We start from the raw sequence: 24244 nt of genomic DNA, 5'->3' as shown, positions 1-24244 counted from the left end.
CGCTCAAGCCTGTTGCACAAAGGTCAGCCGCACCGCGAAGCCGATCAGCAGGCTGCCGAACAACCACTGCTGTACCCGCTGGGCCGATGGACTGCGTTGCAGCCAACGGCCCAGTGCGGCGCCGACCAGCGCATAAGCACTGTCGAACAACAACCCGACGCCGACCAGCATCATGCCCAGCGTTGCAAATTGCCCGAGCACTGGTCCGGCGTGAGGCTCAATGAACTGCGGCAGCAGCACCGAGCAGAACAACAGTGCCTTGGGGTTGAGCAGGTTGGTTAGCAAACCGCGTTGGATCGCCTCGCGCCAATGCGGTTTTTCAGTCGTGGCGCCTGCACCGTTCAAGCTCGGCAGCATCGTGGTGCGCAGGCACTGAATGCCGATCCACAGCAGGTACGCGGCCCCGGCCAGGCGCACCACATCAAAAGTCCAGGGGGCCGTCTTGAACAACGCCGCCAAACCCAACGCCGCCAAGGCCACATGACATCCGCGTGCCACGCCCAGCCCCAACGCCGTGGCCAGCGCCGCCCCTTTGCCCTGACGCACGCCGGTCTGCAACAGCAGAATCATATCCGGGCCCGGCAACAGGTAAACCACTGTCAACGCCACGAAAAACAGCCAGAGTTCTGCCACGTTGCACCCCGTTCGTTGTCGATTTGGTGAGGTCAGTCTACGGCCGAGGGGCAGGGCAGGTGGTTGCGTAGTCAGCTTCTAAAGCTTCAATATTTGGCATAACCTGCCACTTTGTGATGATCGAACAGTCAGGATCTGCCAAACCATGAAACTGGACGCCTACGACCGCAAGATTCTCGCGGCACTGCAACGGGACGGACGCCTGAGCAACGTGCAATTGGCCGACGAGATCGGCCTGTCCGCCTCGCCCTGTTTGCGTCGAGTACGGATGCTGGAAGAGGCGGGCGTGATTCGCGGCTATCAGGCCAATCTGGATCGGGATGAAGTGGGCCTTGGGCTGACGGTGTTTGTCGGAGTCAAGGTCGAACGGCATAACGATGAACAGGCCGAAGCCTTTCGCCTGGCCGTGACGACATTGCCTGAGGTGATTTCGGCGTTCCTGGTGTCAGGGGAGTCTGATTTTCTGTTGCAAGTGGTGGTGCCGGATTTACGCGCCTATGACCGGTTTCTCACCGGGCGACTGCTGAAATTGCCGGGTGTGAGCGACATTCGCAGCAACTTTGCGATTCACACGGTGAAGACGCCGGGGGCGCTGCCGCTTGAGCATTTGCCGCTTTAGACCGAGTCGACTGCATCGCGAGCAGGCTCGCTCCCACATTGGTTTTGTGAACGCCACAGATCAAATGTGGGAGCGAGCCTGCTCGCGATAGCGGTAGTTCAGTCTCCATCGACCTCCAGGCTTACATCTGCGTCGCCATCCCCTCCACATCCATCGCCGCCTGGCGCAAGGCCTCGGAGCGGGTCGGGTGTGGATGGTAGGTCAGGGCGATGTCTTCGGCCGAGGCGCTGAATTCCATGGCCACGCAATATTCGCCAATCATTTCGCTGACGCTCGGGCCCACAAGGTGCACGCCGAGGACTTCGTCGGTGCGCTCATCGGCCAGTACCTTGGCGAAGCCTTCAGTCTCGTGGTTGATCTTCGCCCGGCTGTTGGCGGTGAAGGGGAACTTGCCGACTTTGTAGGCGCGACCTTCGGCCTTGAGTTGTTCTTCGGTCTTGCCGACGCTGGCCAGCTCCGGCTTGGTGTAGATCACGCTGGGAATCAAGTCGTAATTGACCTCGCCGGCCTTGCCGACGATCTGCTCGATGCAGGCCATGGCTTCGTCTTCGGCCTTGTGGGCGAGCATCGGCCCCGACGTGACGTCACCGATCACCCAGACGCCCGCGGCTTCCGTGCGGTGGCCCTTATTGGTGAGCATGCCGCGTTTATCCGTGGCGAGACCGACGTTTTCCAGTCCCAGGCCTTGGGTATAAGGACGACGACCAATAGCCACCAGCACGTAATCGGCTTCAAGCACCTCGGCGGTGCCACCTGCGGCTGGTTCGACGCTGAGTTGAACACCACTCGCCGAGGGGGTGGCGCGGGTGACTTTCGAACTCAACTTGAAGTTGATGCCTTGCTTGCTCAATGAACGCTGAAGGGTCTTGCCCGCCTCGCCATCCACCCCGGGGCAGATCCGATCGAGAAATTCGACCACCGTCACCTGAGCGCCCAGGCGCCGCCATACCGAGCCCAGCTCCAGACCGATCACCCCGGCACCGATCACTACCAGATGCTTCGGCACTTCGGCCAACGACAACGCGCCCGTGGAGTCGAGGATGCGTTTGTTGTCGATGTCGACGCCCGGCAGGGGAGTGGGTTCGGAACCGGTGGCGATGATGATGTCTTTGGCACTCAGCTGGGTCTTGCCACCCTGGCTGTCGGTCACCGTGACCTTGCCCGGCCCGTCGATGTGGCCCCACCCCTTGATCCAGTCGACCTTGTTTTTGCGAAACAGAAACTCGATGCCCTTGGTCAGCCCGGTGACGCTTTCACCCTTCTGTTTCATCATCTGAGCCAGGTTGAGCACAGGTTTGACCTCAATCCCGAGGTTGGCGAATTCCGCCCCCATGGCCGCGTCGTAGAGTTCGGAGGCATGCAGCAGCGCCTTGGATGGCATGCAGCCGACATTCAGGCAGGTCCCGCCGAGGGTGGCGCGGCCTTCCACGCACGCGGCTTTCAAACCCAGCTGGCCGGCGCGGATCGCTGCGTTATAACCGCCGGGGCCTGCGCCCAGAATCACGACGTCATAGGTGCTCATAGTGGTACTCCTGGTGAAAGGGTGCAGGATCGATAAAAGTAGTCTTCGAAAAAATTATGTACGTAATATGTGCGTTTTGAACCATTTCGGTCAAGGCTTCAGCTTGGCGACAGGTTCAGCACTTTTAGATAGAACGATTCAGGACGAAAATTTCACCATTTTCGTTATATCGTAACGAATTGTGATGTGAGCAATGACTGGGGTGGTATGCAAGTCGATCTTGATGGCGATGGAGCACAGATAGCAGGGCTGCCGCGCTTTCAGCAGGCGGTCGTTCAAGGACGTCGATTGCGCCAATGGGCAATCGGTTTGGGTGCCTTGGCGGCGGCAGGGCTGGTGTTGGCGTTTTTTGTCGGCCTGTTTGCACCGCTGTCGCTCTGGCCAGCGTTATTGGTCAATCAGAGCGCCGGTTTGCTGGTGCTGGTCGCCGGTTTGCAATCGGCCTGGTGGGTGACGCAGTGGCGTGCACGGGCGATGAATCCAGCGGTGTTGGTGCCGGTGGCTGTGGCCGAGGAAGTCGTTGCCGCCGAAGGCTGGTACGAGCGGTTGCTGGAGCGCATCAGTCAGCGTTGGCTGCGCTTGCTGGGGCAGATCGGTGCACCGACGCTCTGGCTTGGCGGCTGGGCGTTGTTGACGTTGTACAGCATCGAGCAAGTCTGGAGCCTGGCCCTGCCGCCCGCTATGTTGGGAAGCGCGGCTAGTGTCGGCGCCGCGCTGTCGTTGCTGCTGGCGTTCGGTTTGTTGGTGCTGGAGCGGCAACTGGCCCAGGAAAACGTCGCCCAATGGCCCGAGGCCGGGTCGTTGGCGCAGCTGACGCGGGTTGCAATTATTGGCCTGGTGCTCAGCGCCCTGTGTTTATTGTTCGGCAGTGAAACGTCAGTCTGGCCAGTGCGTCTGGCGGTGCTGATCGGCTTGTTGCCGGGGCTGGTCGCCGTCGAGCTGTTGCTGCGCGCCGTGTTGTCGCTGTTCAGCCCCCGTCGTGAACAACTGGAACCGGCCTTGCTGGCGCGAAGCTTTGTCGCCGACATGCTGCGCTGGCCGCCGCAACCCCTGCTCGCATTGCAGCACGAAATACACAATCGCTTCGGTATCGATCTGCGGCAGATCTGGGCCTTCACCTACATGCGCCGCGCTTTTTTGCCGGTGCTTGCGGTGGTGGCGACCGTCGGTTGGTCGCTCACCGGTATTCATGAAATACCGCTACAAGGGCGGGGCATCTACGAACGTTTCGGCAAACCGGTGGAAGTGTTCGGCCCTGGTTTGCACACCGGTTTGCCGTGGCCGCTGGGCCGGGTGCTGAGCGTCGAAAACGGTGTGGTCCACGAGTTGGCCACCAGCGTGGGCGAAACGTCGGCCCCGGTCGAGGCCGAACCTGCCGACGGCCCGGCACCGGCGATTGCCAATCGCTTGTGGGACGCCAGCCATGTGAATGACAAATCCCAGGTCATTGCCAGCAGCCGTGCCGACAAACAGAGCTTCCAGATCGTCAACATGGACGTGCGCTTCGTCTATCGCATTGGTCTGAGCGATCAGGCGGCGCTGGCCGCGACGTATAACAGCGCCGACGTGCCGACGCTGATCCGCAGCACCGCCAGCCGAATTCTGGTTCATGACTTCGCCTCAAGAACCCTCGACGGTTTGCTCGGCGAGGACAGGGTAGGGCTCGCCGAAGAGATCGGTCGCGCCGTGCAGGCGGACCTGCAAAAACTCGACAGCGGCGTGGAAATTCTCGCCACGGTGGTCGAGGCCATTCACCCGCCAGCGGGGGCGGCTAACGCTTATCACGGCGTGCAAGCGGCGCAAATTGGCGCCCAGGCATTGATCTCCCGCGAGCGCGGTGCAGCGGCGGAGGCGACCAACCAGGCGCAATTACAGGCCAGTATCGCTCGTGATCAAGCCACGGCCAGTGCTCATGAAATCAACTCGGCCGCTCAGGCCGCCGACCTGAAATTTGCCGCCGAGCGAAAGGCTTATTCCAGCGCCGGCCAAGCCTTCGTGCTGGAGCAATACCTCAGCCAACTGACCCAGGGTTTGGCCAACGCCAAGCTGCTGGTTCTCGATCATCGTCTGGGTGGCAGCAGCAATGCGCCGACCATCGACCTACGTACATTCACGCTGCCGGCTGACCTTGCGCCGCCGCGTAATACCGCTCAGCCAGGAGCCGCCCATTGAGCCAGTCGACGCCTACTCACGATCACGATGACCACGCCGGCCACGATCACGGCCATGGCGGGCATCACCACGGTCATCACCACCACCACGGTGATCCACACGAAGCTGGCCCATTCCCGTGGCGGCGGATGGGCTGGGCAGCGCTGCTGGTGGCGTTTGCCATTGCGGCGGCGAGCCTGGTGCAAGTGCGCTCGGGAGAGGCCACGGTGATTACGCGCTTCGGCAATCCATCGCGGGTGTTGCTGGAGCCGGGTCTTGGCTGGCGCTGGCCAGCACCGTTCGAGGCGGCGATCCCGGTGGATCTGCGACTGCGTACCACCTCCAGCGGTTTGCAGGATGTGGGCACGCGCGATGGTCTGCGCATCATCGTGCAAGCCTATGTGGCGTGGCAGGTGCAGGGTGATCCAGACAACGTGCAACGCTTCATGCGCGCGGTACAGAACCAGCCGGATGAAGCAGCGCGGCAGATTCGCACCTTTGTCGGCTCGGCGCTGGAAACTACCGCCAGCAGTTTCGATCTGGCCAATCTGGTGAACACCGACGCCAACCAAGTGCACATCGCCGACTTCGAAGCACAGCTGCGTCAGCAGATCGATCAGCAGTTGCTCACCACCTATGGCGTGCGAGTGTTGCAAGTCGGCATCGAACGTCTGACGTTGCCGTCGGTGACGCTCACCGCGACTGTCGATCGTATGCGCGCCGAGCGTGAAACAATCGCCACTGAACGCACGGCCATTGGTAAACGGGAAGCCGCGCAAATTCGCTCCGCGGCCGAGCGTGATGCGCGAATCGTGCAAGCCGATGCGACGGTGAAAGCCGCGGACATCGAAGCCCAATCCCGCGTCGAAGCCGCGCAGATTTACGGCCGGGCCTACGCCGGTTCACCGCAGCTCTACAATTTGCTGCGGTCCCTCGACACCTTGGGCACCATCGTCACGCCGGGCACCAAGCTGATTTTGCGCACCGATGCCGCGCCATTCCGGGTGTTGGTTGACGGCCCTCCGACGCTCGATAACAAGTCCGGGTCGCAGCCATGAGTTTGGTTCCACGTGGAACAAATGAGTTGAGCAGCCCCTGGATTCAGGCCGGGCGCTTGGCTTTTCTGGCGCTTTACGCCGTGACTGTGCTGGCTGCGTTGGCATGGGTATTTTCCAATGTGCGGCAGATCGACCCGCAGAATCGTGCCGTGGTGCTGCACTTCGGCGCACTGGATCGCATTCAAAATGCCGGTTTGCTGTTGGCGTGGCCGCGCCCGTTTGAGCAGGTGATTTTGTTGCCGGCGGCGGATCGGGTGATCGAGCGTCGAGTGGAAAATTTGCTACGCACCGATGCCGCGTTGCAGGCTGATCGAGTGGCGAGTTTCGCCACGCCCATCAGCGATGCGCTTGCCGGCTCCGGTTATCTGCTGACCGGGGATGCGGGCGTGGTGCAACTGGATGTGCGGGTGTTCTACAAAGTCACCGAGCCTTATGCCTTTGTTCTTCAGGGCGAACATGTGCTGCCGGCGCTGGATCGGCTGGTCACGCGCAGTGCCGTGGCGCTCACCGCTGCGCGCGATCTGGACACCATTCTGGTGGCTCGACCAGAACTGATCGGCAACGACAATCAGGCCGCCGAACGTCGCGAACGCCTACGTGGCGACCTGGTGCGAGGCATCAATCAACGCCTGGCCGAACTGACGGCGACCGGGCAGGGCTTGGGTATCGAAGTGGCGCGGGTCGATGTGCAGTCGAGTTTGCCCGGCCCGGCGGTGAGCGCTTTCAACGCCGTGTTAACCGCCAGCCAGCAGGCCGACAAAGCCGTGGCCAACGCGCGCACGGAAGCCGAGAAACTGACTCAGAGTGCCAACGAACAAGCCGACCGCACGCTGCAAGTGGCTCATGCCCAGGCCAGCGAACGATTGGCAAAAGCCTCTGCCGACACCGCCACGGTACTGAGTTTGGCCAAGGCGCAACAGCAGGGCACCGACCCGCAGATGCTGCTGCGTATTTACCGTGAGCGGATGCCGAAGATTCTCGGGCAGGCCGGTTCGGTAACCACGGTCGATCCGAAAGACGATTCCCGCCTGATCATTCAGGGAGCTGCGCAATGACTGCCCAAACCGCCGCCGCGCCGAGCATGTTGTCCTCGGCTGAACAACGTAGCGCCGCGCGCCAGTTGACCCTGGCCATGCTTGCACTGGGCTTGCTGGCACTTGGCTTGATCTGGCGCTGGTTGTCGCCGGAGCAGACCGGTGTCAGCCAATTGCTGCTGGGTTTTGCCTCCTTGCTGGTGGCCGTGCCGGTCATGCGCTCGGCGTGGTACAGCCTGCGTTATCCGAGCCTGCACGGGATCACCGATCAGTTGATCGCCCTGGCCATGCTCGGCGCCTGGGCCACAGGCGATCTGCTCACCGCGGCGCTGCTGCCGATCATCATGATCTTCGGCCATGTGCTGGAGGAGCGCAGTGTGATCGGTTCCCAGGAAGCGATTCATGCCCTCGGCAAACTGACGCGCAGCCATGCGCGCAAGATTCAGGCTGACGGCTCCGTCGTCGAAGTCGACAACGACATACTCAAGGCCGGCGACCTCGTAGAGGTGCGTGCCGGTGATCGCGTGCCGGCCGATGGCCGGGTATTGTCCGGCCAGGCGAGCCTCGACACCGCATCGATCACCGGTGAGTCGGTGCCAATAGAGGCCGTTGTGGGCATGCCGGTGTTCGGCGGGGCGATCAACCTCGATGGCCTGCTACGCATTGAAGTGACCCGCACGGGGCACGAATCGACGCTGGGTAAAGTCATCGCGCTGATGCAAAGTGCCGAACGTTCCAAGCCACCCATCACACGTTTGCTCGAACGCTATGCCGGCAGCTACATGGTGCTGGTGTTGCTGCTGGCTGCCGTGACCTGGTTCGTCACCAACGATGCCCAGGCGATGCTCGCGGTGTTGGTGGCCGCTTGTCCTTGCGCGCTGGTGTTATCGGCGCCGGCCACGGCCATTGCCGGGGTGGCGGTGGCGGCCCGGCACGGGATTCTGATTCGCAGCTCGGCGTTCCTCGAAGAGTTGGCTGACCTGACGTCGTTGGTGGTCGACAAGACCGGAACCCTGACCTTCGGCACCTTGCGCCTGCAATCGATCGACAGTCCGCTGGAGGATCGCAGTCACGTACTGAAACTCGCCGCCAGCCTTGGTTCCGCCAGTAGCCACCCGGTCAGCCGCGCGTTGGCCGGGTTGGTCACGCAGGAACACTTTCTGCTGCTCTCCGACATTCATGAGCGTCAGGGGCTGGGCGTCGTGGCGATGACCGAGCAGGGCGAGGCGGCCCTCGGTCGTCCGGAGCTGTTCGCGCAATTGGGCATCGCCACTTCAACTGTTCCCGAACACGATGGCCCGATTGCCGGGCTGGCACTCGACGGCGAATTTCTCGCCTGGCTGTTGCTCGCCGACAGCGTCAAACCCGAGGCGCGGTTTGCCCTGAGCGAGTTGCGAGAACTGGGCCTGGGTCGTCAGTTGTTGCTCACCGGGGATCGGCAAAGCGTGGCGCACACGCTGGCCCGGGATGTGGGCATCAGCGATGTCGAAGCCCAGGCCTTGCCCGAGGACAAACTCAATCGCGTGCTGAAAGAGATCGGCAACGGTTTCCGGCCGATGGTGGTGGGAGACGGCATCAACGATTCCCTGGCGCTCAAGGCCGGTGTCGTTGGCGTGGCCATGGGCGCGGGCGGCGCGGACATTGCGCTGGCCTCGGCCGATATCGTACTGATCGGCAGCGACTTGCGCCGGCTCGGAACCTGTGTGCGCTTGAGTCGCCAATGTCGGCAAACCTTGCAGGTGAACGTGATTATCGGTCTGGGCTGGACGCTGGCCATCGTCGCGTTCGCCGCATTTGGCTGGCTCGGCGCGGCAGGGGCGATGATTGCTGCCCTGTTGCATAACTTGAGCACGCTATTAGTGCTCGGTAATGCCGGGCGTTTGCTACGCTTTCAGGAACCCCTACTCAAGCTTAAGGATGAGGTGTGAGCATCTACAACTGTTCAGGACTGTGTGCCGGATTTGTAGTCATCTAGGGTAAGGCGGTCATTTTCAATGATCGCCCGTGGGATGGTTTCAGTGTTGCAGGCAACATCGGGAATAGAAAAAGGCTGTTAATTCGATAGCCTGCTATTTTTCAAGGATGGTCTACCCTCAGATTTGACGTCTGAAACAAGGGGGACTTTTCATGCTCGCGCAACTTCCACCGGCCTTACAGAATCTGCAATTACCGCTTCGCTTGCGGCTCTGGGACGGCCATGAGTTCAATCTGGGGCCGACGCCCAGCGTCACCATTGTGGTCAAGGACCCGCATATGGTTACCCAGTTCACCCATCCGAGCCTCGACGCACTGGGGGCGGCGTTTGTCGAAGGCAAACTGGAGCTGGAAGGCTCCATCAGCGAGGTGATTCGTGTCTGCGATGAATGGAGTCAGGCGCTGATCAACGAGGACGACGATGAGCAACCGGTGCGCTCGGTTCACGACAAGGAAACCGACGCCAAAGCCATCTCCTACCACTACGACCTCTCCAACGCGTTTTATCAGCTGTGGCTCGACAGCGACATGGCGTATTCCTGCGCTTACTTCGAGACCGGCAGTGAAACCCTTGAGCAAGCTCAACAAGCCAAGTTTCGCCACCTGTGCCGCAAGCTGCGGTTACAGCCAGGCGAATACCTGCTGGATATCGGTTGCGGCTGGGGCGGGTTGGCGCGGTATGCGGCTCGGGAGTTCGGCGCGAAGGTGTTCGGGATCACGCTCAGTAAAGAGCAATTGGATTTGGCTCGTGAGCGGGTGAAAGCCGAAGGCCTGGAGGATCAGATCGAACTGCAACTGCTCGATTACCGCGACCTGCCTCAGGACGGGCGCTTCGACAAGGTGGTCAGCGTCGGCATGTTCGAACACGTCGGCCACGCGAACCTGGCCGAGTACTGCAAAACCTTGTTCGGCGCGGTGAAAGAGGGCGGCCTGGTGATGAACCACGGGATCACCGCCAAACACATCGACGGTCGTCCGGTTGGGCGCGGTGCCGGTGAGTTCATCGAGAAGTACGTGTTCCCCAACGGCGAGCTGCCGCACCTGTCGATGATCTCGGCCGAGATCAGCGACGCGGGGCTGGAGATCGTCGACGTCGAGAGTTTGCGCCTGCATTACGCGCGGACCCTGGACCACTGGAGCGAACGCCTGGAGGACAATCTGGAAGCGGCCGGCAAACTGGTGCCGGAGCAGGCGCTACGGATCTGGCGGTTGTACCTGGCAGGGTGCGCCTATGCCTTCGCCAGAGGCTGGATCAACCTGCATCAAATCCTCGCGGTGAAACCCCATCCCGATGGCAGCCATGAACTGCCGTGGACTCGCGACGACATCTACAACTAGAGAATCGGTGATATAAGCCGGGCGATTCGCATGCCGACCTGTTGCAGGCGGCGGGTTTCCCGGCCTTCTTCTTTGGCGATTTCGTGAGCCTGGGCGAAGTCGTTGTTGAGCATCTGTTCCACTTCGGCGGCAAACCCGCTGTCGACTGTCAGTAACATCACTTCGAAATTCAACCGGAACGAACGGTTGTCCATGTTGGCGCTGCCGATGGCGCTGATCTCGTCGTCGATCAGCACCACTTTCTGATGCAGGAAGCCGGGTTGGTAACGGAACACGCGCACTCCGGCACGCACCGCTTCGAAGGCGTACAGACTGGAAGCGGCGTAGACGATCCGGTGATCCGGTCGCGACGGCAACAGGATCCGTACATCCACACCGCGTAACACTGCCAGCCGCAACGCAGCGAATACGGCTTCGTCGGGGATGAAGTAAGGGCTGGTGATCCACACTCGCTCTGTCGCCGCATGGATGGCTTCGACGAAGAACAGCGAACAGGTTTCGTAGGAATCCGCCGGACCGCTGGCCAGCAACTGGCAGAGCACGCCGTCGTCCGGGTAAACGTCTGGCAGGATCAGCGGGGGGAGCGAGCGGGCTGCCCAGAACCAGTCTTCGGCAAAGGACTCCTGCATGCTGGCCACCACCGGCCCACGCACTTGCACGTGAGTATCTCGCCACGGTGCCAGAGGCGGTTTCTCGCCCATGTATTCGTCGCCGACGTTGAGCCCGCCAACAAAACCGACAATCCCGTCGACCACCACGATTTTGCGGTGGTTGCGGAAATTGACCTGAAAGCGGTTGAGCCAGCCGCTGCGGGTGGCGAAGGCTTTGACCTCGATGCCGGCATCGCGCAACGTTTGCACGTAACTGTGGGGCAGGGAGTGGCTGCCAATGCGATCGTAGAGCAGGTAAATCGCCACGCCCTCGGCTGCTTTCTTTGTCAGCAGGGTGTGCAGGCGTTGGCCGAGTCGGTCGTCGTGGATGATGAAAAACTGGATCAGCACCGCTTCCCTGGCGTTGCTGATGGCGTCGAAAATCGCATCGAAGGTGGCTTGGCCATCGATCAGCAAGCGCACGTCATTATTCGCCAGACACGGCATGCGCCCCAGCTTAGGCATCGCCCGCAAAGACGCGTAAGCGCTGGAGGCGCGAGCAGCCAGTGCCTCTTCTACCCAGGGGCGCCAGTTCAGTTCGGAGATGGCCTTGCGCATTTCCTCGTTGGCTTGCCGCCGCGCCTTGATATAGCCATCGAAGGTACTGCGGCCGAAGACCAGATAAGGGATAAGCGTGAGGTAGGGAATGAACAGCAGTGACAGAGCCCAGGCGATCGAGCCTTGGGCGGTCCGAACGGTCAATACGGCATGGATGGCGGCGATCAAGCCCAGTGTGTGCAACAGTGCGATCAGATAACCGAAAACATGCGGTCCGAAATAATCCATGGGGCAGCCTTGCTCCTGAAGATTCAATGCTTAACAGACCATGTTCCGGGCAGAATGTCGCTATTTAATTGGCCCATGAACCGAAGCCCGTGGCTGACGTCTAACGGCCACTAATGATCAGGAGTTACTCGATGAACGTTCGTCTGCTGGGTTTGGCCATGGCGCTTGGTTTGGCACTTCCTGTGGCCGCTCAGGCGCAAATGCTGCAACCGGGTTTATGGGAATTGACCTCAAGCAACATGAAGGTCGATGACCAGAACCTGCCCGATCTTCAACTGATTCTCGGCCAGATACAGAGTCAGATGACCCCTGAACAGCGCGCGCAGCTGGAGAAGCAGGGCATCACCATGGGCGGCAAAGGGATTCGGTCCTGCCTGACTCCTGAGCAGGTGAAGAGCGACAACATTCCATTGACGGACCCACAATCGGGCTGCAAGCAGGAAATCACCGAGCGTACCGGCAACCAGTGGAAATTCCGTTTCAGTTGTCCGAAAGCGCAAGGTGCGGGTGTCGCCACGTTCCTCAGCGATCGTGAGTTCACCACCAAGGTCAACGGCACCTTCAACGCCACCGGCATTCAGCAGAAGGGTAGCCTCGATACTCGTGCTGTGTGGTTGGGTCAGGATTGCGGGACTGTGAAGCCAAGGGCCTAAAGGCTTCGCGGGCAAGCCTCCGTTCCTTCGGAATGTTGATGACCCGTAGGAACGAGGCTTGCCCGCGAAGGTGTCCGCTCAGGCACTTTCAGTCTTTGGCGGATTCAACAATTCACACACCGCCTCAATTCCTTGCGCCCCAAAATCCTCTCCACTGCAGCTGCGCATACTGACAACCCCCCCGTCTTTTTCCTTCTTCCCCACCACCAACAGATACGGTATCTAAACGTGCGTTAGCGCATGAACCGCAGGGGTAATCCCTGACAGCTGTCATATAGACGATTGGCGTGCCAGGCAATTTGCCCCGATACGATCGTGGTGCAGACAAACCTCGGCGCTTCTTGTCGGCCAGTGCGGCGAGGGTCAGGGTGGCCGGGGAGGTGTTGGGCATGTCCATGAAACTGGTGATGCCGCCGGCCACCGCCGCTCGAGATTCGCTATGAAAGCTGCCCTTGTCCGGTGCTCCGGGGTCACGGAAATGCACTTGGTCATCGATCATGCCCGGCAGCAGCCATTGGCCAGCGGCGTCGATTTCCACGGCGGCCGTTTCACCTTCGATGCTGCTGGCGATCTTGACGATACGTCCGTGGTTCACCAATAAATCGCCATCGAATTCTCGACCTTCGTTCACCAGCCGGGCGTTGCGAATCAGCACGCTGCTCATGGTCAGAACTCGTTCTGAAGAGCTTTGTAGCCACGGACTAAATCAACGTTGGTGCGTGCCACGTCTTCGGAAAACTCCGAGGCGCTGACGCTCACCGGTGGGAACTGCGACAGGTCAGTGTTGGGACCGATGCGCGTGGTGGAGGGCACGTAGAAGGCTTCAGGCAAGTCGCGACCATCGACCACAGAGTTGTGCCGCACCACGCAGCCGTCACCTACCGCGCAGTTGAACAGCACGCTGTTGAAACCGATGAACACGCGATTGCCGACGGTGCAGGGGCCATGGACGATGGAGCGGTGGGCGATGGAGCTGTACTCGCCGATGGTCACCGCCGCGCCAGACTTGGAATGGATCACCACGCCATCCTGGATGTTCGAATTGGCGCCGATGGCGATCGGCTCCATCTCGCCCGAGTCATCCACTTCGTCGGCGCGAATCACCGCGTAGGGGCCGACGAAGACGTTCTCGCCAATCACCACTTTGCCGCAGATGATTGCGGTTTTATCTACATACGCGGACTCCGCAATCAACGGCAGATCGCCTGAGGGATTCTTGCGGATCATGGCTTGCTCAACGCGTCGTACAAGGTGTTGAGGTTGTATTCGAACAGCCCGGTGAAGGTGCTGGCCGGGCCGGTTGCTGCGAGGGCATCGGAGTACAACGTGCCGCCGATATGCGCGCCGCTTTCATCCGCGATTTGCTTGAGCAGGCGTGCGTCTTTGATGTTCTCCATGAACACCGCTTTGACCTTGGCCTGACGGATCTGAGTGATCAGCGCAGCGACCTCGGCGGCCGAAGGTTCGCGTTCTGTGGACAAGCCTTGAGGCGCCATGAAGTCGATGCCGTAAGCCTGACCGAGATAGCCGAAGGCGTCATGGGAGGTCACGATTTTGCGATTACCCGGCGGCAGCGAACCCAGCTTGGCTTTGGCCTCGGCGAGCAGGGCGTAGATCTTTTTCAGGTAGACCTGGCTGTTGTGTTCGTAGTCGGCTTTATTGGCAGGGTCGGCGGCGATCAGTGCTTTGGTGATGTTGCTGATGTACAACTCGGTGTTCGCCAGGTTGTGCCAGGCGTGTGGGTCCGGGATGGTTTCGCCATCTTCATCCAGCGAGCGCGGAATAACACCATGGCTGGCGCTGATTACCGGAGCTTTGGTCTCGGTGCTGGTCACCAGACGGTCCAGCCATGGCTCGAAACCCAGTCCGTTCTTGATGATCAGTCTGGCCTTGAGCAATGCCTTTGCATCGTCTGGAGTCGGCTCGTAGGTGTGGGCATCGGCGTCCGGGCCGACCATGTTGGTGATCTGAATATGATCGCCGCCAACCTGATGAGTCATGTCGGCGAGGATGCTGAAGCTGGTGACTACCTGGAGTTTTTCCGCGGCAGACAACGACATCGACAGCATCAAACTGAACAGCACGAGTAAAGCGCGCATCGGGTAACACCTCATTGGGATGTGAGCAAAGGCGGGCGGCGCAGCAAACCGTGCACCGGACCGAACACCACGGACAGCAGATACAAACCACCAGCCACCAGCACGATCGCCGGGCCGCTGGGCAGCGAGTAGTAGAACGACAGCAATAATCCGAACCAGACCGAGAGACAGCCGAGCAGCGCAGCGATGCCCATCAGTACCGGCAAGCGGCGACTCCAGAAGCGAGAAGCGGCGGCCGGCAACATCATCAAGCCGACCACCATCAGCGCGCCGATGGCCTGGAAGCCAATCACCAGGTTCAGCACCACCAGGGTCAGAAATACCCCGTGAGCCAGTGGCCCGAGGCGGCTGACGGTTTGTAGAAAGAGCGGGTCGAGGGTGTCCAGCAACAATGGTTTGTAGATGAGGAGCATGGCGATCAGGCTGAAACCCGAGACCCAAAGCATGCCGGTCAACGTCGGACCATCTACCGCCAGCGCCGAGCCAAACAGCAGGTGCAACAGGTCCAGCCGCTTGCCGGCGATGCCGAGGATCAACACGCCGCTAGCCAGCGATATCGGGTAGATCGCGGCCAGGCTGGCGTCTTCCCGCAGGCCAGTACGGCGGGTGATCCAGGCGGCCAGTCCGGCCATGCTCAGGCCGGCGCCGAGGCCGCCGATGGTCAGCGCGGGCAGGCTCAATCCGGCGAGCCAGAAGCCCAATGCGGCACCTGGCAAGATGCCGTGAGCCACCGCGTCGCCGATCAGGCTCATGCGCCGCAGGATCAGAAACACCCCAAGCGGGGCGGTGCTGCAGGCCAGAACAAGGCCACCGAGCAGTGCCCGGCGCATGAACACGAACTCGTGGAACGGTTGCCAAAGTTGAGCGGCAGCGATCATCAGGCCACCTGCGTCTGGTGTTGTTGGCGAATCAGATCGGTGCTGGGGCCGAGGACGCAGCCGCTGCTTTTGATCGATAGGGCTTGTGGGATGTGTTGGCGCACGGCGGCCAGGTCATGACACACCACGACCAGGGTTCGGCCGTCGGCATGCCAGCCGTGGATGTGTTTCCAGAGCAGCGCCTGACCAAGCTCGTCGAGGGCGGCGTGGGGTTCGTCGAGCAGCAGCAAGGGCGCTTCGGCGAGGCTTAGCCGGGCGAGCAGGGCGCGCTGCAATTCGCCTCCGGAGAGGGCCATCAATGGGCGATGTTCCAGGCCTGTCAGACACCAGTCTTCCAGCGCGGATTTGAGGCGCTGGCTGCGAATCTCCGGAGCTTGTTTGCAGCCCCAGAAACCTGCAGCCACCAACTCTTGCAGACTGATGGGGAATTGCCGGTCCAGGTGTTGTTGCTGAGGCAGAAACGAAAGGCCGCCTTTGCGTGGAACATCAATGATGACTTTTCCGGTCAGTGGTTTTTGCAGCCCGGCGATGACTTTCAGCAGGCTGCTTTTACCCGAGCCGTTGGCACCGATGACAGCGGTCAGGCTGCCCTTGGGTAATTCGATATCCACCGGTGGAGTGAGCGGTTGACCGGGTGCGCCCCAGCGCAAGGCTTGGCATCGGATCATGCGGCCTCCCAATTCCAGCGACTTTCAGCGACAGCATCGTGGGCATGAAGACTTTCGGCGTGAACGACTCGCACATGAAAGGCGTTGATGCCCGGGGAGCGTTTCAGGGCCAGATTCAAGCGTCGGGCGGCGTCTTCGCAGAACATCAGGTTCTGACCGTTGGCGAGGGCGAAAGCTTGTTCGTCGGCGCGTTTCACGGCGGTTTGCACAGCGGTGCCGAGGGCCGCTTCCGCGTCGTTGATCGCGGCGATCAGCGGCAGGTCATCCAGATAGTCGTGCAGACGCAGCTGCAATTGCGCGTTGCTGCGTTGGCTATGCGGCGTCGCGACGATGCCTTTCGTGGAGCCGAGCCAAGCCAGAACGTCAGCGTGTTGCAATGGTTGATTGGCGAAGTCATCAACGAATTGCTGCTGAATCAACTGCCTCGAAAGTGCTGCTGAGCACGGGCAGGTTGAGGAATAAGGAACGTCGATTTTTAGTTCCACGTGGAACATCGCGTTTTTCAAACTGGCTTCGATGCTCACCGGATAAGTCTTCCAACCGGCTAGCGGACTGATGAGCGCGGGTCTTTTGAGCAATAGTTCGGTGTGAATTTTCAGGTAAGCGTTGCGGGAAAGTCCTTCATGGCTCTCGAGAAAATTCTGCAAGACTCGCCGCAACAACGCGGGTGAAAGGTGTTCCTGCTCAAGCACTTCCAGCGCCAGATAAAGCCGCGACATATGGATGCCGCGCGCCTCTCCATCGTCGAGGCTAACGCCGGCGTCGGCCTTTGCGCTCAGTCGCTGGCCATCGAATAAAACAGGAAGAGCAATGCCGCACATGCCCACCCAATCGAGTGGCAGGGCTTGGCGTGAGGCCTGCGCGGCGATATCCGGCAGAGTCAGCGCATTCATGAGCAGGTCCATCGTGGGAGTTGATTTGGCATGTTATATTATAACAATAAAATCGACGATGCCTTTTTCGTGAACGAGCTTTCATCATGCATAGACGTCACTTGCTCAACCTGATTCTGGCCAGCGCGGCCTTCGCTTTACCCTTTGGTGCGTCGGCCACGCAAATTCGCAATGCCCGACTGTGGCGTTCCGACGACAAGCTGCGACTGGTGTTCGATCTGAGCGGGCCGGTGCAGTACAAGACGTTTTCCCTGAGTGCTCCAGAGCGGCTGATCATCGATCTGAGTGGCGCCAACCTAAGTGGCGACTTCAGTCAGTTGGTGCTCAGCAACACGGTGATTCGCGCGATCCGTTCCGGACATTTCGGCCAGGGCGATACGCGGATCGTCCTCGACCTCAGCGGCCCGGTGCAACTCAACAGTTTCCTGCTGCCGCCACAGGATGGGCAGGGGCATCGATTGGTGCTCGATCTGAAGACTGCTACGCCGCTACAGATCGCAGCGGCGCCAGCGGAGAAACGCGAACCCGTCACCGACAAGGCTCACCCCAAGCGCGACATCGTCGTGGTGGTCGACCCTGGTCATGGCGGCAAAGACCCGGGCGCGGTCGGTGCCAAAGGTGAGCGGGAAAAAGACGTGGTGCTCTCGATCGCCCAATTGCTGGCCAAGCGGCTGAAGCGCGAGAAGGGCTTCGACGTGAAACTGGTGCGCAACGACGACTTCTTCGTCCCGCTACGCAAACGGGTGGAGATCGCCCGCAAGCACAATGCCGACATGTTCATCTCGGTTCATGCGGACGCGGCGCCGCGTCTCACCGCTTCAGGTGCGTCGGTGTACTGCCTGTCCGAAGGCGGCGCGACCTCGGCCACGGCGCGCTTCATGGCGCAACGGGAGAACGGTGCGGACCTGTTGGGCGCCACCAGCTTGCTCAATCTCAAGGACAAGGATCCGATGCTCGCCGGGGTGATTCTCGACATGTCGATGAACGCCACCATCGCCGCCAGTTTGCAGTTGGGCAGCACGGTGCTTGGCAGCCTGGAGGGCATCACCACGCTGCATCAGAAGCGCGTGGAACAAGCGGGATTCGCTGTATTGAAGTCGCCGGATGTGCCGTCGATTCTGGTGGAGACCGGCTTCATCTCAAACGCCCGCGACAGTCAGCGACTGGTGACTGCCCGCCATCAGCAAGCCGTGGCAGATGGTTTGTTCGAAGGTTTGCAGCGCTATTTTCAGAAGAACCCACCGATGAACAGCTACATCGCCTGGCAGCAGGAACAGAAAAAAACGCAGGCCTAGCAGCCGGTCATCCGGCTACACGTGAACTTGCCACTGCTGCCGCCGGAGCTGGAGAACCGATTGATGGTTGTCCAGCCAACCCGGCGGTTGTAGCCGACCCACGCTTCGCCATCGGACGCGATGCCGGTAAAGAACGTCAGTTGCCCGTAACGGCTATTGGTTTGCGCCCAATAGCGTTTACCGGCCACTTCAAAGCCGCGCAAGTAGATCGTGCTACCGAAGGTGTTAACGCTGTAGGCATTGCCGTCGGCATCCACGCAGGCCAGCAGATTGGCGCTGCGGGTGCATTTGGCCAGGCTGGGGATTTGTCCCCAGGCATCGACCGCGATCAGTAGCGAAAGGCTCAACAGCGAGAGTCTCAGGGCGTTTCCCATGGCATTTCTCAAGGGGCGGACGGGTTAAAGCATCGTGCCCTCTGTCTTGGTGAGCAAGAGGGGAGTGGCTAGATTACACTGTTATACTATAACATAAATTAAGCTCGGCATTGCGACCGGGCATCCCTGTGAGGAATACCCGATGCCCAATCGTCTCCCCGTGACCGTCCTTTCGGGCTTTCTCGGCGCCGGAAAAAGTACACTGCTTAATTACGTACTACGTAATCGCGATAATTTGCGGGTCGCGGTGATCGTCAACGACATGAGCGAGATCAATATCGATGGCAGTGAAGTTCAGCGTGATGTCAGTCTGAACCGTGCCGAAGAAAAACTCGTGGAAATGAGCAATGGCTGCATTTGCTGCACCTTGAGGGAAGATTTGCTCGAAGAGGTCAGCAAACTCGCCAAGGACGGTCGTTTCGATTACCTCTTGATCGAATCCACGGGCATCTCAGAGCCGCTTCCCGTGGCGGAAACCTTCACGTTTCGCGATGAAGCAGGGCAGAGCCTGGCCGACATTGCGCGGCTCGACACCATGGTCACCGTGGTCGACGGCATGAACTTCCTGCTCGACTATCAGGCCGCCGAAAGCCTCGCTTCCCGTGGCGAAACCCTGGGCGAGGAGGACGATCGCTCGATCACCGATCTGTTGATCGAGCAAATCGAGTTCGCCGACGTGATCCTGATCAGCAAGATCGATTTGATCAGCAGCAGCGAACGCCAGGAGTTGATCGCGATCCTTGAACGGCTCAATGCCCAAGCGGAAATCATTCCGATGGTCATGGGCGAAGTGCCGCTCAGGAAAATCCTCAACACCGGCCGCTTCGACTTCGAAAAGGCCGCTCAGGCGCCAGGATGGTTACAGGCATTGCGCGGTGAATACGTGCCGGAAACCGAGGAATACGGTATCGCCTCCACGGCTTATCGGGCGCGGCGACCGTTTCATCCGCAGCGCTTCTTCAGCTTCATTGACCGTCCGTGGGTGAACGGCAAACTGCTGCGTTCCAAGGGCTTTTTCTGGCTGGCCAGCAAACACATGGATGCCGGCAGCTGGTCCCAGGCCGGCGGCTTGATGCGCCACGGCTTTGCCGGGCGCTGGTGGCGTTTCGTGCCGAAAAACCAGTGGCCGCAAGACGAAGAAAGCACCGCCGGGATCATGGAAAACTGGACGGCCGCCACCGGCGATTGCCGTCAGGAACTGGTGTTTATCGGCCAGAACATCGACTTTGCGCAACTCACCGCTGAACTCGATAACTGTCTGCTGACGGATGCTGAAATGGCCTTGGGTGTCGAGGGCTGGCGGTTGCTGCCTGATCCGTTCGGCCCTTGGCATGAAGAGGCGGCTGCCTGATGTTGGCGCCCAGTCTGAAGCGGCGATCGGTCATTCGTCAGGTTCAAGGTGATACGCCCAAAGCGCTGACCGGGATTCTGGACGACGGCGTAAACCTCGCCCTCTGGCAACGCCAACTGCCGGCACACATTGCCGATTTCGGTCGCTTGCTGTTGTCCCTGAACGAACCGCTGGCCGAGTCGCTGTCCCTGGAATTACTCAGTGATGACGCCGAACCCAATCTCCACGGTTTAGCCTCAGGTTTCAGCGACCTCGAAGGCTATGAGGGCTTCATCGCCGATGTTTCCTGGCTGGTCAGCGCTTTCGCCTGCCTATTGGGCGCCCAGCACATCGGCCTGCGCCTGCGGGTTCTGGACAAAGCCATGTGCCCGCGTTTCCACGTCGATCATGTGCCGGTGCGGTTGATTACCACCTACGCAGGTATTGGCAGCCAGTGGCTGAAAGAAGGGGCGATGGATCGCCGGCAATTAGGCAAACCTGACGCCGAACCGCAGGACGATTCGCTGATCCAGCAGATCGCCAGTGGCGAAGTGGCGCTGCTCAAAGGAGAGAAGTGGCACGGCAACGAAGGCTTCGGTCTGATCCACCGCTCACCGCAGCCGCCACCGGGCGAGCGCCGTTTGATCCTGACCCTCGACTGGTTGAACTAACCGCTCAAGGTTTGAGCCAGGTTCCCTGGCTCTGGGCTTCGCAAAACGGCTTCAAATACGCCGCGTCGGTAGCCACGCCGTAATAGTGAATATCCTGCCGGTAAGGCATATTGTCGACTTGAGCGTTGTTGCACACCCCGAATGCGCCCGTGGGGCATTGGTCGACGTACTGCACCTCGACTTTCTGTCCGGGAAGGTTCGGCTTGCAGAATCCGTCGGCGAACAGTTTTTCCGGGATGTTACGGTTTTGCTGGCAAACCTTCACGTCGAGCCGCTCAGCCGTACTGTGCACCACGCAGGCCTGGGCCAGCGCTTCGCCCGATGTGAGCGCCAGAAGCAACGACCATCCCATCAACCGCATCCTTTACCTCCTCAGAAAACCTCGACCATGTTGCAGAACATTCCGACCCACGTCATTGCCGGCCCGCTGGGTGCCGGCAAGACCAGCCTGATCAAGCACCTGTTGGCGCAGCGGCCCGCGGGTGAGCGCTGGGCGGTGTTGATCAACGAGTTCGGCCAGATCGGTCTGGACGCCGCGCTGTTGACTCAGGACGCCGATGGTATCGCACTGGGGGAAGTGGCCGGGGGCTGTTTGTGTTGCGTCAATGGTGCACCGTTTCAGATCGGCCTCGGGCGGTTGCTGCGCAAGGCGCGACCGGATCGACTGTTCATTGAGCCCTCCGGGCTGGGGCATCCGGCACAGTTGCTCCGGCAATTGAGTGAGGCGCCGTGGCAAGGCGTCCTGGCTGTTCAGCCTTGCGTGTTGGTGTTGGACGCCCAGGCGCTCGCGGCCGGCAAACAGCTACCTGCGGCGCAACAGCAAGCGCTGGACAGTGCCGGGTTGCTGTTGCTGAACAAGGCAGAACACCTCAATGAGGGTGATCGCCAGCGAATCTCCGAGCAGTTGCCGGCGCGTCCTTTGTACTGGACGCAGCAAGCTGTCCTGCCGTTAAGCGAGTTACCGGGGCTGGAGGCTCAGGCGATTGCAGCTGTGGATAACTTTATCGTGCCCAGGGGATTGGCGCAGATGCCGGCCATCTGGACTGACCCTGCGCTGCCGATTTGCTTGAGCCAGGCGCAGGAGGGTGGCTGGAGCGTTGGTTGGCGTTGGCATCCGAGTCAGACATTCGATGCGGTACTGATCGGAAAGTGGCTTGAGCGCCTTGAATGGCGGCGGGCGAAGCTGGTTATCCACAGCGCCGAGGGTTGGGTGTCGGCGAATGCGTTGGATAACTCGTTACTGGATTGGCAGCCCAGCGAATGGCGACAGGATTCGCGTATAGAGCTGATTTTCAGTGAGCAGCAGGTTGTTGAAGTGCTGCAAAGAGATCTGGCCGCCTGCCGGTCGGGTTGAAGATCAAAAGATCGCAGCCTTCGGCAGCTCCTGCAGGGTGTACGCAAACTCAATGTAGGAGCTGCCGAAGGCTGCGATCTTTTGATTTATGGACGCCACTTGGTGTGTTCTTGCCGCCACTGGCTCAGTTCAATTACCTCGGCTCTGGGCTTCGCGACATCGACCACCGGCGGTGTATCGTCGAACGGCATCGGGTAGGGCGCGAGCTCGATCTGTGCGCTATGGGCGCCGAACTGGGTGATGGTGCCGGTGTGGCGGGTTTCGCCGGTCACGGTGAACTCAAAGTCATACACACGGGCCAGGCGCCGACGGCCGTTGGCATCTTTAATGAATGCGATCTTTTTCAAGGCTACGTTGCCGTCCAGCAACTCGATCCGTAGCTTGGCGCAATGCTGCTGAACCCGCTCCAGGGCGCGTTCGCGCAAGCCGTGGTTGTGCCACAGCCACGCGCCACCGGTGGCGAGCAGCATCAGCACGAAGATATTTCCGAGGGTCAGCATCAACAGGGTGCTCCAACAATATAGTGCCAGCTTAACTGCGTCTCTGGTCTGTCGTACAGGCTGCGTTTAGTCGCATACTGCGCGGCTCGAATTTCAATCGGTTTACGGAAAACTCACCGCATGAAACGTACGCCCCATCTGCTCGCCATCCAGTCCCACGTGGTGTTCGGCCACGCTGGCAACAGCGCCGCGGTTTTCCCGATGCAGCGGGTCGGGGTGAACGTCTGGCCGCTCAATACCGTGCAGTTCTCCAACCACACGCAATATGGCCAGTGGGCCGGGGAAGTGTTGTCCCCGCATCAGATTCCGGAACTGGTGGAAGGGATTGCGGCGATTGGCGAATTGGGCAACTGCGACGCCGTGTTGTCCGGCTACCTCGGCAGCGCGGCCCAGGGCCGGGCGATTCTGGTGGGGGTGGAGCGAATCAAATCGATCAATCCCCAAGCCTTATACCTCTGCGATCCGGTGATGGGCCATCCAGAGAAGGGGTGCAGCGTTCCAGCCGAAGTCAGCGATTTTCTGCTGGAAGAGGCGGCGGCGATGGCCGACTTCATGTGCCCGAACCAGCTGGAGCTGAACAGCTTCTCGGGGCGCAAGGCGCAGTCGTTGTTCGATTGCCTGGCCATGGCGCGGGCGCTATTGGCGCGCGGTCCGAAGGCGGTGCTGGTCAAGCATCTCGACTATCCCGGCAAACTGGCGGATGGCTTCGAGATGTTACTGGTGACCGCTGAAGGCAGCTGGCACTTGCGTCGGCCGCTGCTGGCGTTTCCGCGTCAGCCGGTGGGCGTTGGGGATCTGACTTCCGGGCTGTTCCTGGCGCGCGTGCTGCTGGGTGACAGTCTGGTGAGTGCCTTTGAATTCACCGCAGCGGCGGTGCATGAAGTGCTGCTGGAAACCCAGGCTTGCGCCAGCTATGAGCTGGAACTGGTGCGGGCGCAGGACCGGATCGCCCATCCCCGGGTGCGGTTCGAGGCGACTGCGATCAGCCTCTGATCCGCGTTGGCCCCATTCGCGAGCAAGCCCGCTCCCAAAATAAATCTTCAGTGCACACATATTTTGTGTACGACAGAGAACCAGAGTGGGAGCGGGCTTGCTCGCGAAGACGATCTCATGAACACCATCAAACTGACGGAATAGCTCAGGCGTCGCCCTTGATTTCCTGATAGCGCTTTTCCAGTTCCTGACGAATCTGCCGACGCTGCTGGGCCTGCATGTACCGACGCTTGTCTTCGCTGTGCTGCGGTTGCAGCGGCGGGACGGCGGCCGGTTTGCGCTGGTCATCCACCGCGACCATGGTGAAGAAGCAGCTGTTGGTGTGGCGCACCGAGCGCTCGCGGATGTTCTCGGTCACGACCTTGATGCCGACCTCCATCGAGGTATTGCCGGTGTAGTTGACCGAGGCCAGAAAGGTCACCAGTTCGCCGACGTGAATCGGTTCGCGGAAGATCACCTGATCCACCGACAGGGTCACCACGTAGCGGCCGGCATACCGGCTGGCGCAGGCGTAGGCCACTTCATCGAGGTATTTGAGCAAGGTGCCGCCGTGGACATTGCCAGAGAAGTTGGCCATGTCGGGGGTCATCAATACCGTCATCGACAGCTGGGCGTTTCCGGGTTCCATAACGTACTCACGGGTTCAAGGCAGGGTTTCGGGGTTACACCTCTGCGGGTGCCTGGTCGGTGTTTTTCAAACCAACGTTATCGGGACGCCGGGCGGGCCGCCGCCGTCACGCCCGAATCGATCTGTTTCCATATATTGCACCG

At 60.5% G+C, this 24244-nt stretch carries 24 protein-coding genes and 1 pseudogene; 12 read left to right on the top strand and 13 right to left on the bottom strand.

Annotation, left to right across the window (positions count from 1 at the left end; translation table 11 throughout):
• Positions 1 to 3 precede the first annotated feature (3 nt).
• Positions 4 to 633 carry a LysE family translocator gene (locus tag QMK51_RS28575; protein ID WP_320392764.1) on the bottom strand — a complete coding sequence of 210 codons (630 nt, stop codon included), beginning with the start codon at positions 631 to 633 and terminating at the stop codon, positions 4 to 6.
• A 145-nt stretch (positions 634 to 778) separates the two neighbouring features.
• Between QMK51_RS28575 and QMK51_RS28570 the strand changes: the two genes are divergently transcribed.
• Positions 779 to 1252 carry an Lrp/AsnC family transcriptional regulator gene (locus tag QMK51_RS28570; RefSeq protein ID WP_258698287.1) on the top strand — a complete coding sequence of 158 codons (474 nt, stop codon included), beginning with the start codon at positions 779 to 781 and terminating at the stop codon, positions 1250 to 1252.
• Between the two features lie 121 nt (positions 1253 to 1373).
• Here QMK51_RS28570 and lpdA read toward each other — a convergent pair whose 3' ends face one another.
• Complete coding sequence (lpdA, locus tag QMK51_RS28565; protein ID WP_320392763.1) at positions 1374 to 2774, bottom strand: dihydrolipoyl dehydrogenase; 1401 nt, start codon at positions 2772 to 2774, stop codon at positions 1374 to 1376.
• A 207-nt stretch (positions 2775 to 2981) separates the two neighbouring features.
• On the opposite strand from lpdA, the gene QMK51_RS28560 reads away from it, so the two are divergent.
• The 5 genes from QMK51_RS28560 (at position 2982) to cfaB (ending at position 10329) form a co-directional block, all read left to right on the top strand.
• The gene (locus QMK51_RS28560; protein WP_320394579.1) at positions 2982 to 4946 is read left to right on the top strand and encodes a protease modulator HflK; all 1965 of its coding nucleotides are present in this window, start codon (positions 2982 to 2984) and stop codon (positions 4944 to 4946) included.
• Positions 4943 to 5983, top strand: a complete 1041-nt coding sequence (locus QMK51_RS28555) for a protease modulator HflC (RefSeq protein WP_320392762.1) — start codon at positions 4943 to 4945, stop codon at positions 5981 to 5983. The genes QMK51_RS28560 and QMK51_RS28555 overlap by 4 nt, the downstream gene beginning before the upstream one ends.
• Positions 5980 to 7038: a protease modulator HflK gene (locus tag QMK51_RS28550; protein WP_320392761.1), complete on the top strand. Its 1059-nt coding sequence runs from the start codon at positions 5980 to 5982 to the stop codon at positions 7036 to 7038. Before QMK51_RS28555 ends, QMK51_RS28550 begins: the two co-directional genes overlap by 4 nt.
• Positions 7035 to 8945, top strand: coding sequence for a heavy metal translocating P-type ATPase (locus QMK51_RS28545; RefSeq protein ID WP_320392760.1), 1911 nt, complete (start codon positions 7035 to 7037; stop codon positions 8943 to 8945). Before QMK51_RS28550 ends, QMK51_RS28545 begins: the two co-directional genes overlap by 4 nt.
• Before the next feature lie 199 nt (positions 8946 to 9144).
• Positions 9145 to 10329: a C17 cyclopropane fatty acid synthase CfaB gene (cfaB, locus tag QMK51_RS28540; RefSeq protein ID WP_320392759.1), complete on the top strand. Its 1185-nt coding sequence runs from the start codon at positions 9145 to 9147 to the stop codon at positions 10327 to 10329.
• Here the strand turns inward: cfaB and cls are convergent.
• A complete protein-coding gene (cls, locus tag QMK51_RS28535) occupies positions 10326 to 11765 on the bottom strand; it encodes a cardiolipin synthase (protein ID WP_320392758.1) in 1440 nt (479 codons plus the stop codon). The genes cfaB and cls overlap by 4 nt on opposite strands.
• A gap of 131 nt (positions 11766 to 11896) precedes the next feature.
• On the opposite strand from cls, the gene QMK51_RS28530 reads away from it, so the two are divergent.
• Positions 11897 to 12418 carry a DUF3617 domain-containing protein gene (locus QMK51_RS28530; protein ID WP_258698280.1) on the top strand — a complete coding sequence of 174 codons (522 nt, stop codon included), beginning with the start codon at positions 11897 to 11899 and terminating at the stop codon, positions 12416 to 12418.
• A 331-nt stretch (positions 12419 to 12749) separates the two neighbouring features.
• On the opposite strand, the pseudogene QMK51_RS28525 reads toward QMK51_RS28530, so the two are convergent.
• The 6 genes and pseudogenes from QMK51_RS28525 to folE2 all read right to left on the bottom strand — a co-directional run.
• A pseudogene (locus QMK51_RS28525) lies at positions 12750 to 13082 on the bottom strand (dihydroorotase); the annotation flags it as partial.
• 2 nt (positions 13083 to 13084) lie between these two features.
• A complete protein-coding gene (locus tag QMK51_RS28520) occupies positions 13085 to 13645 on the bottom strand; it encodes a DapH/DapD/GlmU-related protein (protein ID WP_320392757.1) in 561 nt (186 codons plus the stop codon).
• Positions 13642 to 14517 (bottom strand): metal ABC transporter substrate-binding protein, encoded by an 876-nt coding sequence (locus QMK51_RS28515; protein WP_320392756.1) that lies wholly within the window; start codon positions 14515 to 14517, stop codon positions 13642 to 13644. The genes QMK51_RS28520 and QMK51_RS28515 overlap by 4 nt, the downstream gene beginning before the upstream one ends.
• An 11-nt stretch (positions 14518 to 14528) precedes the next feature.
• Positions 14529 to 15395: a metal ABC transporter permease gene (locus tag QMK51_RS28510; protein WP_320392755.1), complete on the bottom strand. Its 867-nt coding sequence runs from the start codon at positions 15393 to 15395 to the stop codon at positions 14529 to 14531.
• On the bottom strand, positions 15395 to 16063 hold the full coding sequence (locus tag QMK51_RS28505; protein WP_320392754.1) for a metal ABC transporter ATP-binding protein: 669 nt from the start codon (positions 16061 to 16063) through the stop codon (positions 15395 to 15397). Before QMK51_RS28505 ends, QMK51_RS28510 begins: the two co-directional genes overlap by 1 nt.
• Positions 16060 to 16956 (bottom strand): GTP cyclohydrolase FolE2, encoded by an 897-nt coding sequence (gene folE2, locus QMK51_RS28500; RefSeq protein WP_320392753.1) that lies wholly within the window; start codon positions 16954 to 16956, stop codon positions 16060 to 16062. Before folE2 ends, QMK51_RS28505 begins: the two co-directional genes overlap by 4 nt.
• Positions 16957 to 17042: 86 nt before the next feature.
• Here folE2 and QMK51_RS28495 point away from each other — a divergent pair, with 86 nt between their 5' ends.
• Positions 17043 to 18251: an N-acetylmuramoyl-L-alanine amidase gene (locus QMK51_RS28495; protein ID WP_320392752.1), complete on the top strand. Its 1209-nt coding sequence runs from the start codon at positions 17043 to 17045 to the stop codon at positions 18249 to 18251.
• Here QMK51_RS28495 and QMK51_RS28490 read toward each other — a convergent pair.
• Positions 18248 to 18625 (bottom strand): glutamine synthetase, encoded by a 378-nt coding sequence (locus QMK51_RS28490; RefSeq protein ID WP_320392751.1) that lies wholly within the window; start codon positions 18623 to 18625, stop codon positions 18248 to 18250. The two genes, QMK51_RS28495 and QMK51_RS28490, sit on opposite strands and share 4 nt — an antisense overlap.
• 142 nt (positions 18626 to 18767) lie before the next feature.
• On the opposite strand from QMK51_RS28490, the gene zigA reads away from it, so the two are divergent.
• Entirely contained in the window at positions 18768 to 19976 is a 1209-nt protein-coding gene (zigA, locus tag QMK51_RS28485) for a zinc metallochaperone GTPase ZigA (RefSeq protein ID WP_320392750.1), read from the top strand.
• A complete protein-coding gene (locus QMK51_RS28480) occupies positions 19976 to 20626 on the top strand; it encodes a DUF1826 domain-containing protein (RefSeq protein ID WP_320392749.1) in 651 nt (216 codons plus the stop codon). The genes zigA and QMK51_RS28480 overlap by 1 nt, the downstream gene beginning before the upstream one ends.
• 4 nt (positions 20627 to 20630) lie before the next feature.
• Here QMK51_RS28480 and QMK51_RS28475 read toward each other — a convergent pair whose 3' ends face one another.
• Positions 20631 to 20987: an NADH:ubiquinone oxidoreductase gene (locus QMK51_RS28475; RefSeq protein ID WP_320392748.1), complete on the bottom strand. Its 357-nt coding sequence runs from the start codon at positions 20985 to 20987 to the stop codon at positions 20631 to 20633.
• Positions 20988 to 21014: 27 nt separating this feature from the next.
• Between QMK51_RS28475 and QMK51_RS28470 the strand changes: the two genes are divergently transcribed.
• Positions 21015 to 21980: a CobW family GTP-binding protein gene (locus QMK51_RS28470; RefSeq protein ID WP_320392747.1), complete on the top strand. Its 966-nt coding sequence runs from the start codon at positions 21015 to 21017 to the stop codon at positions 21978 to 21980.
• A gap of 86 nt (positions 21981 to 22066) precedes the next feature.
• On the opposite strand, the gene QMK51_RS28465 is transcribed toward QMK51_RS28470, so the two are convergent.
• On the bottom strand, positions 22067 to 22480 hold the full coding sequence (locus QMK51_RS28465) for a DUF3301 domain-containing protein (RefSeq protein WP_320392746.1): 414 nt from the start codon (positions 22478 to 22480) through the stop codon (positions 22067 to 22069).
• 120 nt (positions 22481 to 22600) lie between these two features.
• Between QMK51_RS28465 and pdxY the strand changes: the two genes are divergently transcribed.
• Positions 22601 to 23473 carry a pyridoxal kinase PdxY gene (gene pdxY / locus QMK51_RS28460; protein WP_320392745.1) on the top strand — a complete coding sequence of 291 codons (873 nt, stop codon included), beginning with the start codon at positions 22601 to 22603 and terminating at the stop codon, positions 23471 to 23473.
• 145 nt (positions 23474 to 23618) lie between these two features.
• On the opposite strand, the gene QMK51_RS28455 is transcribed toward pdxY, so the two are convergent.
• Positions 23619 to 24101, bottom strand: coding sequence for an acyl-CoA thioesterase (locus tag QMK51_RS28455; protein WP_253417501.1), 483 nt, complete (start codon positions 24099 to 24101; stop codon positions 23619 to 23621).
• Positions 24102 to 24244: the final 143 nt, after the last annotated feature.

The organism is Pseudomonas sp. P9_31, assembly GCF_034008235.1.
In the GTDB taxonomy this organism is placed as follows: Bacteria; Pseudomonadota; Gammaproteobacteria; order Pseudomonadales; family Pseudomonadaceae; genus Aquipseudomonas.
This window is presented reverse-complemented; position numbering and strand designations above follow the sequence as displayed.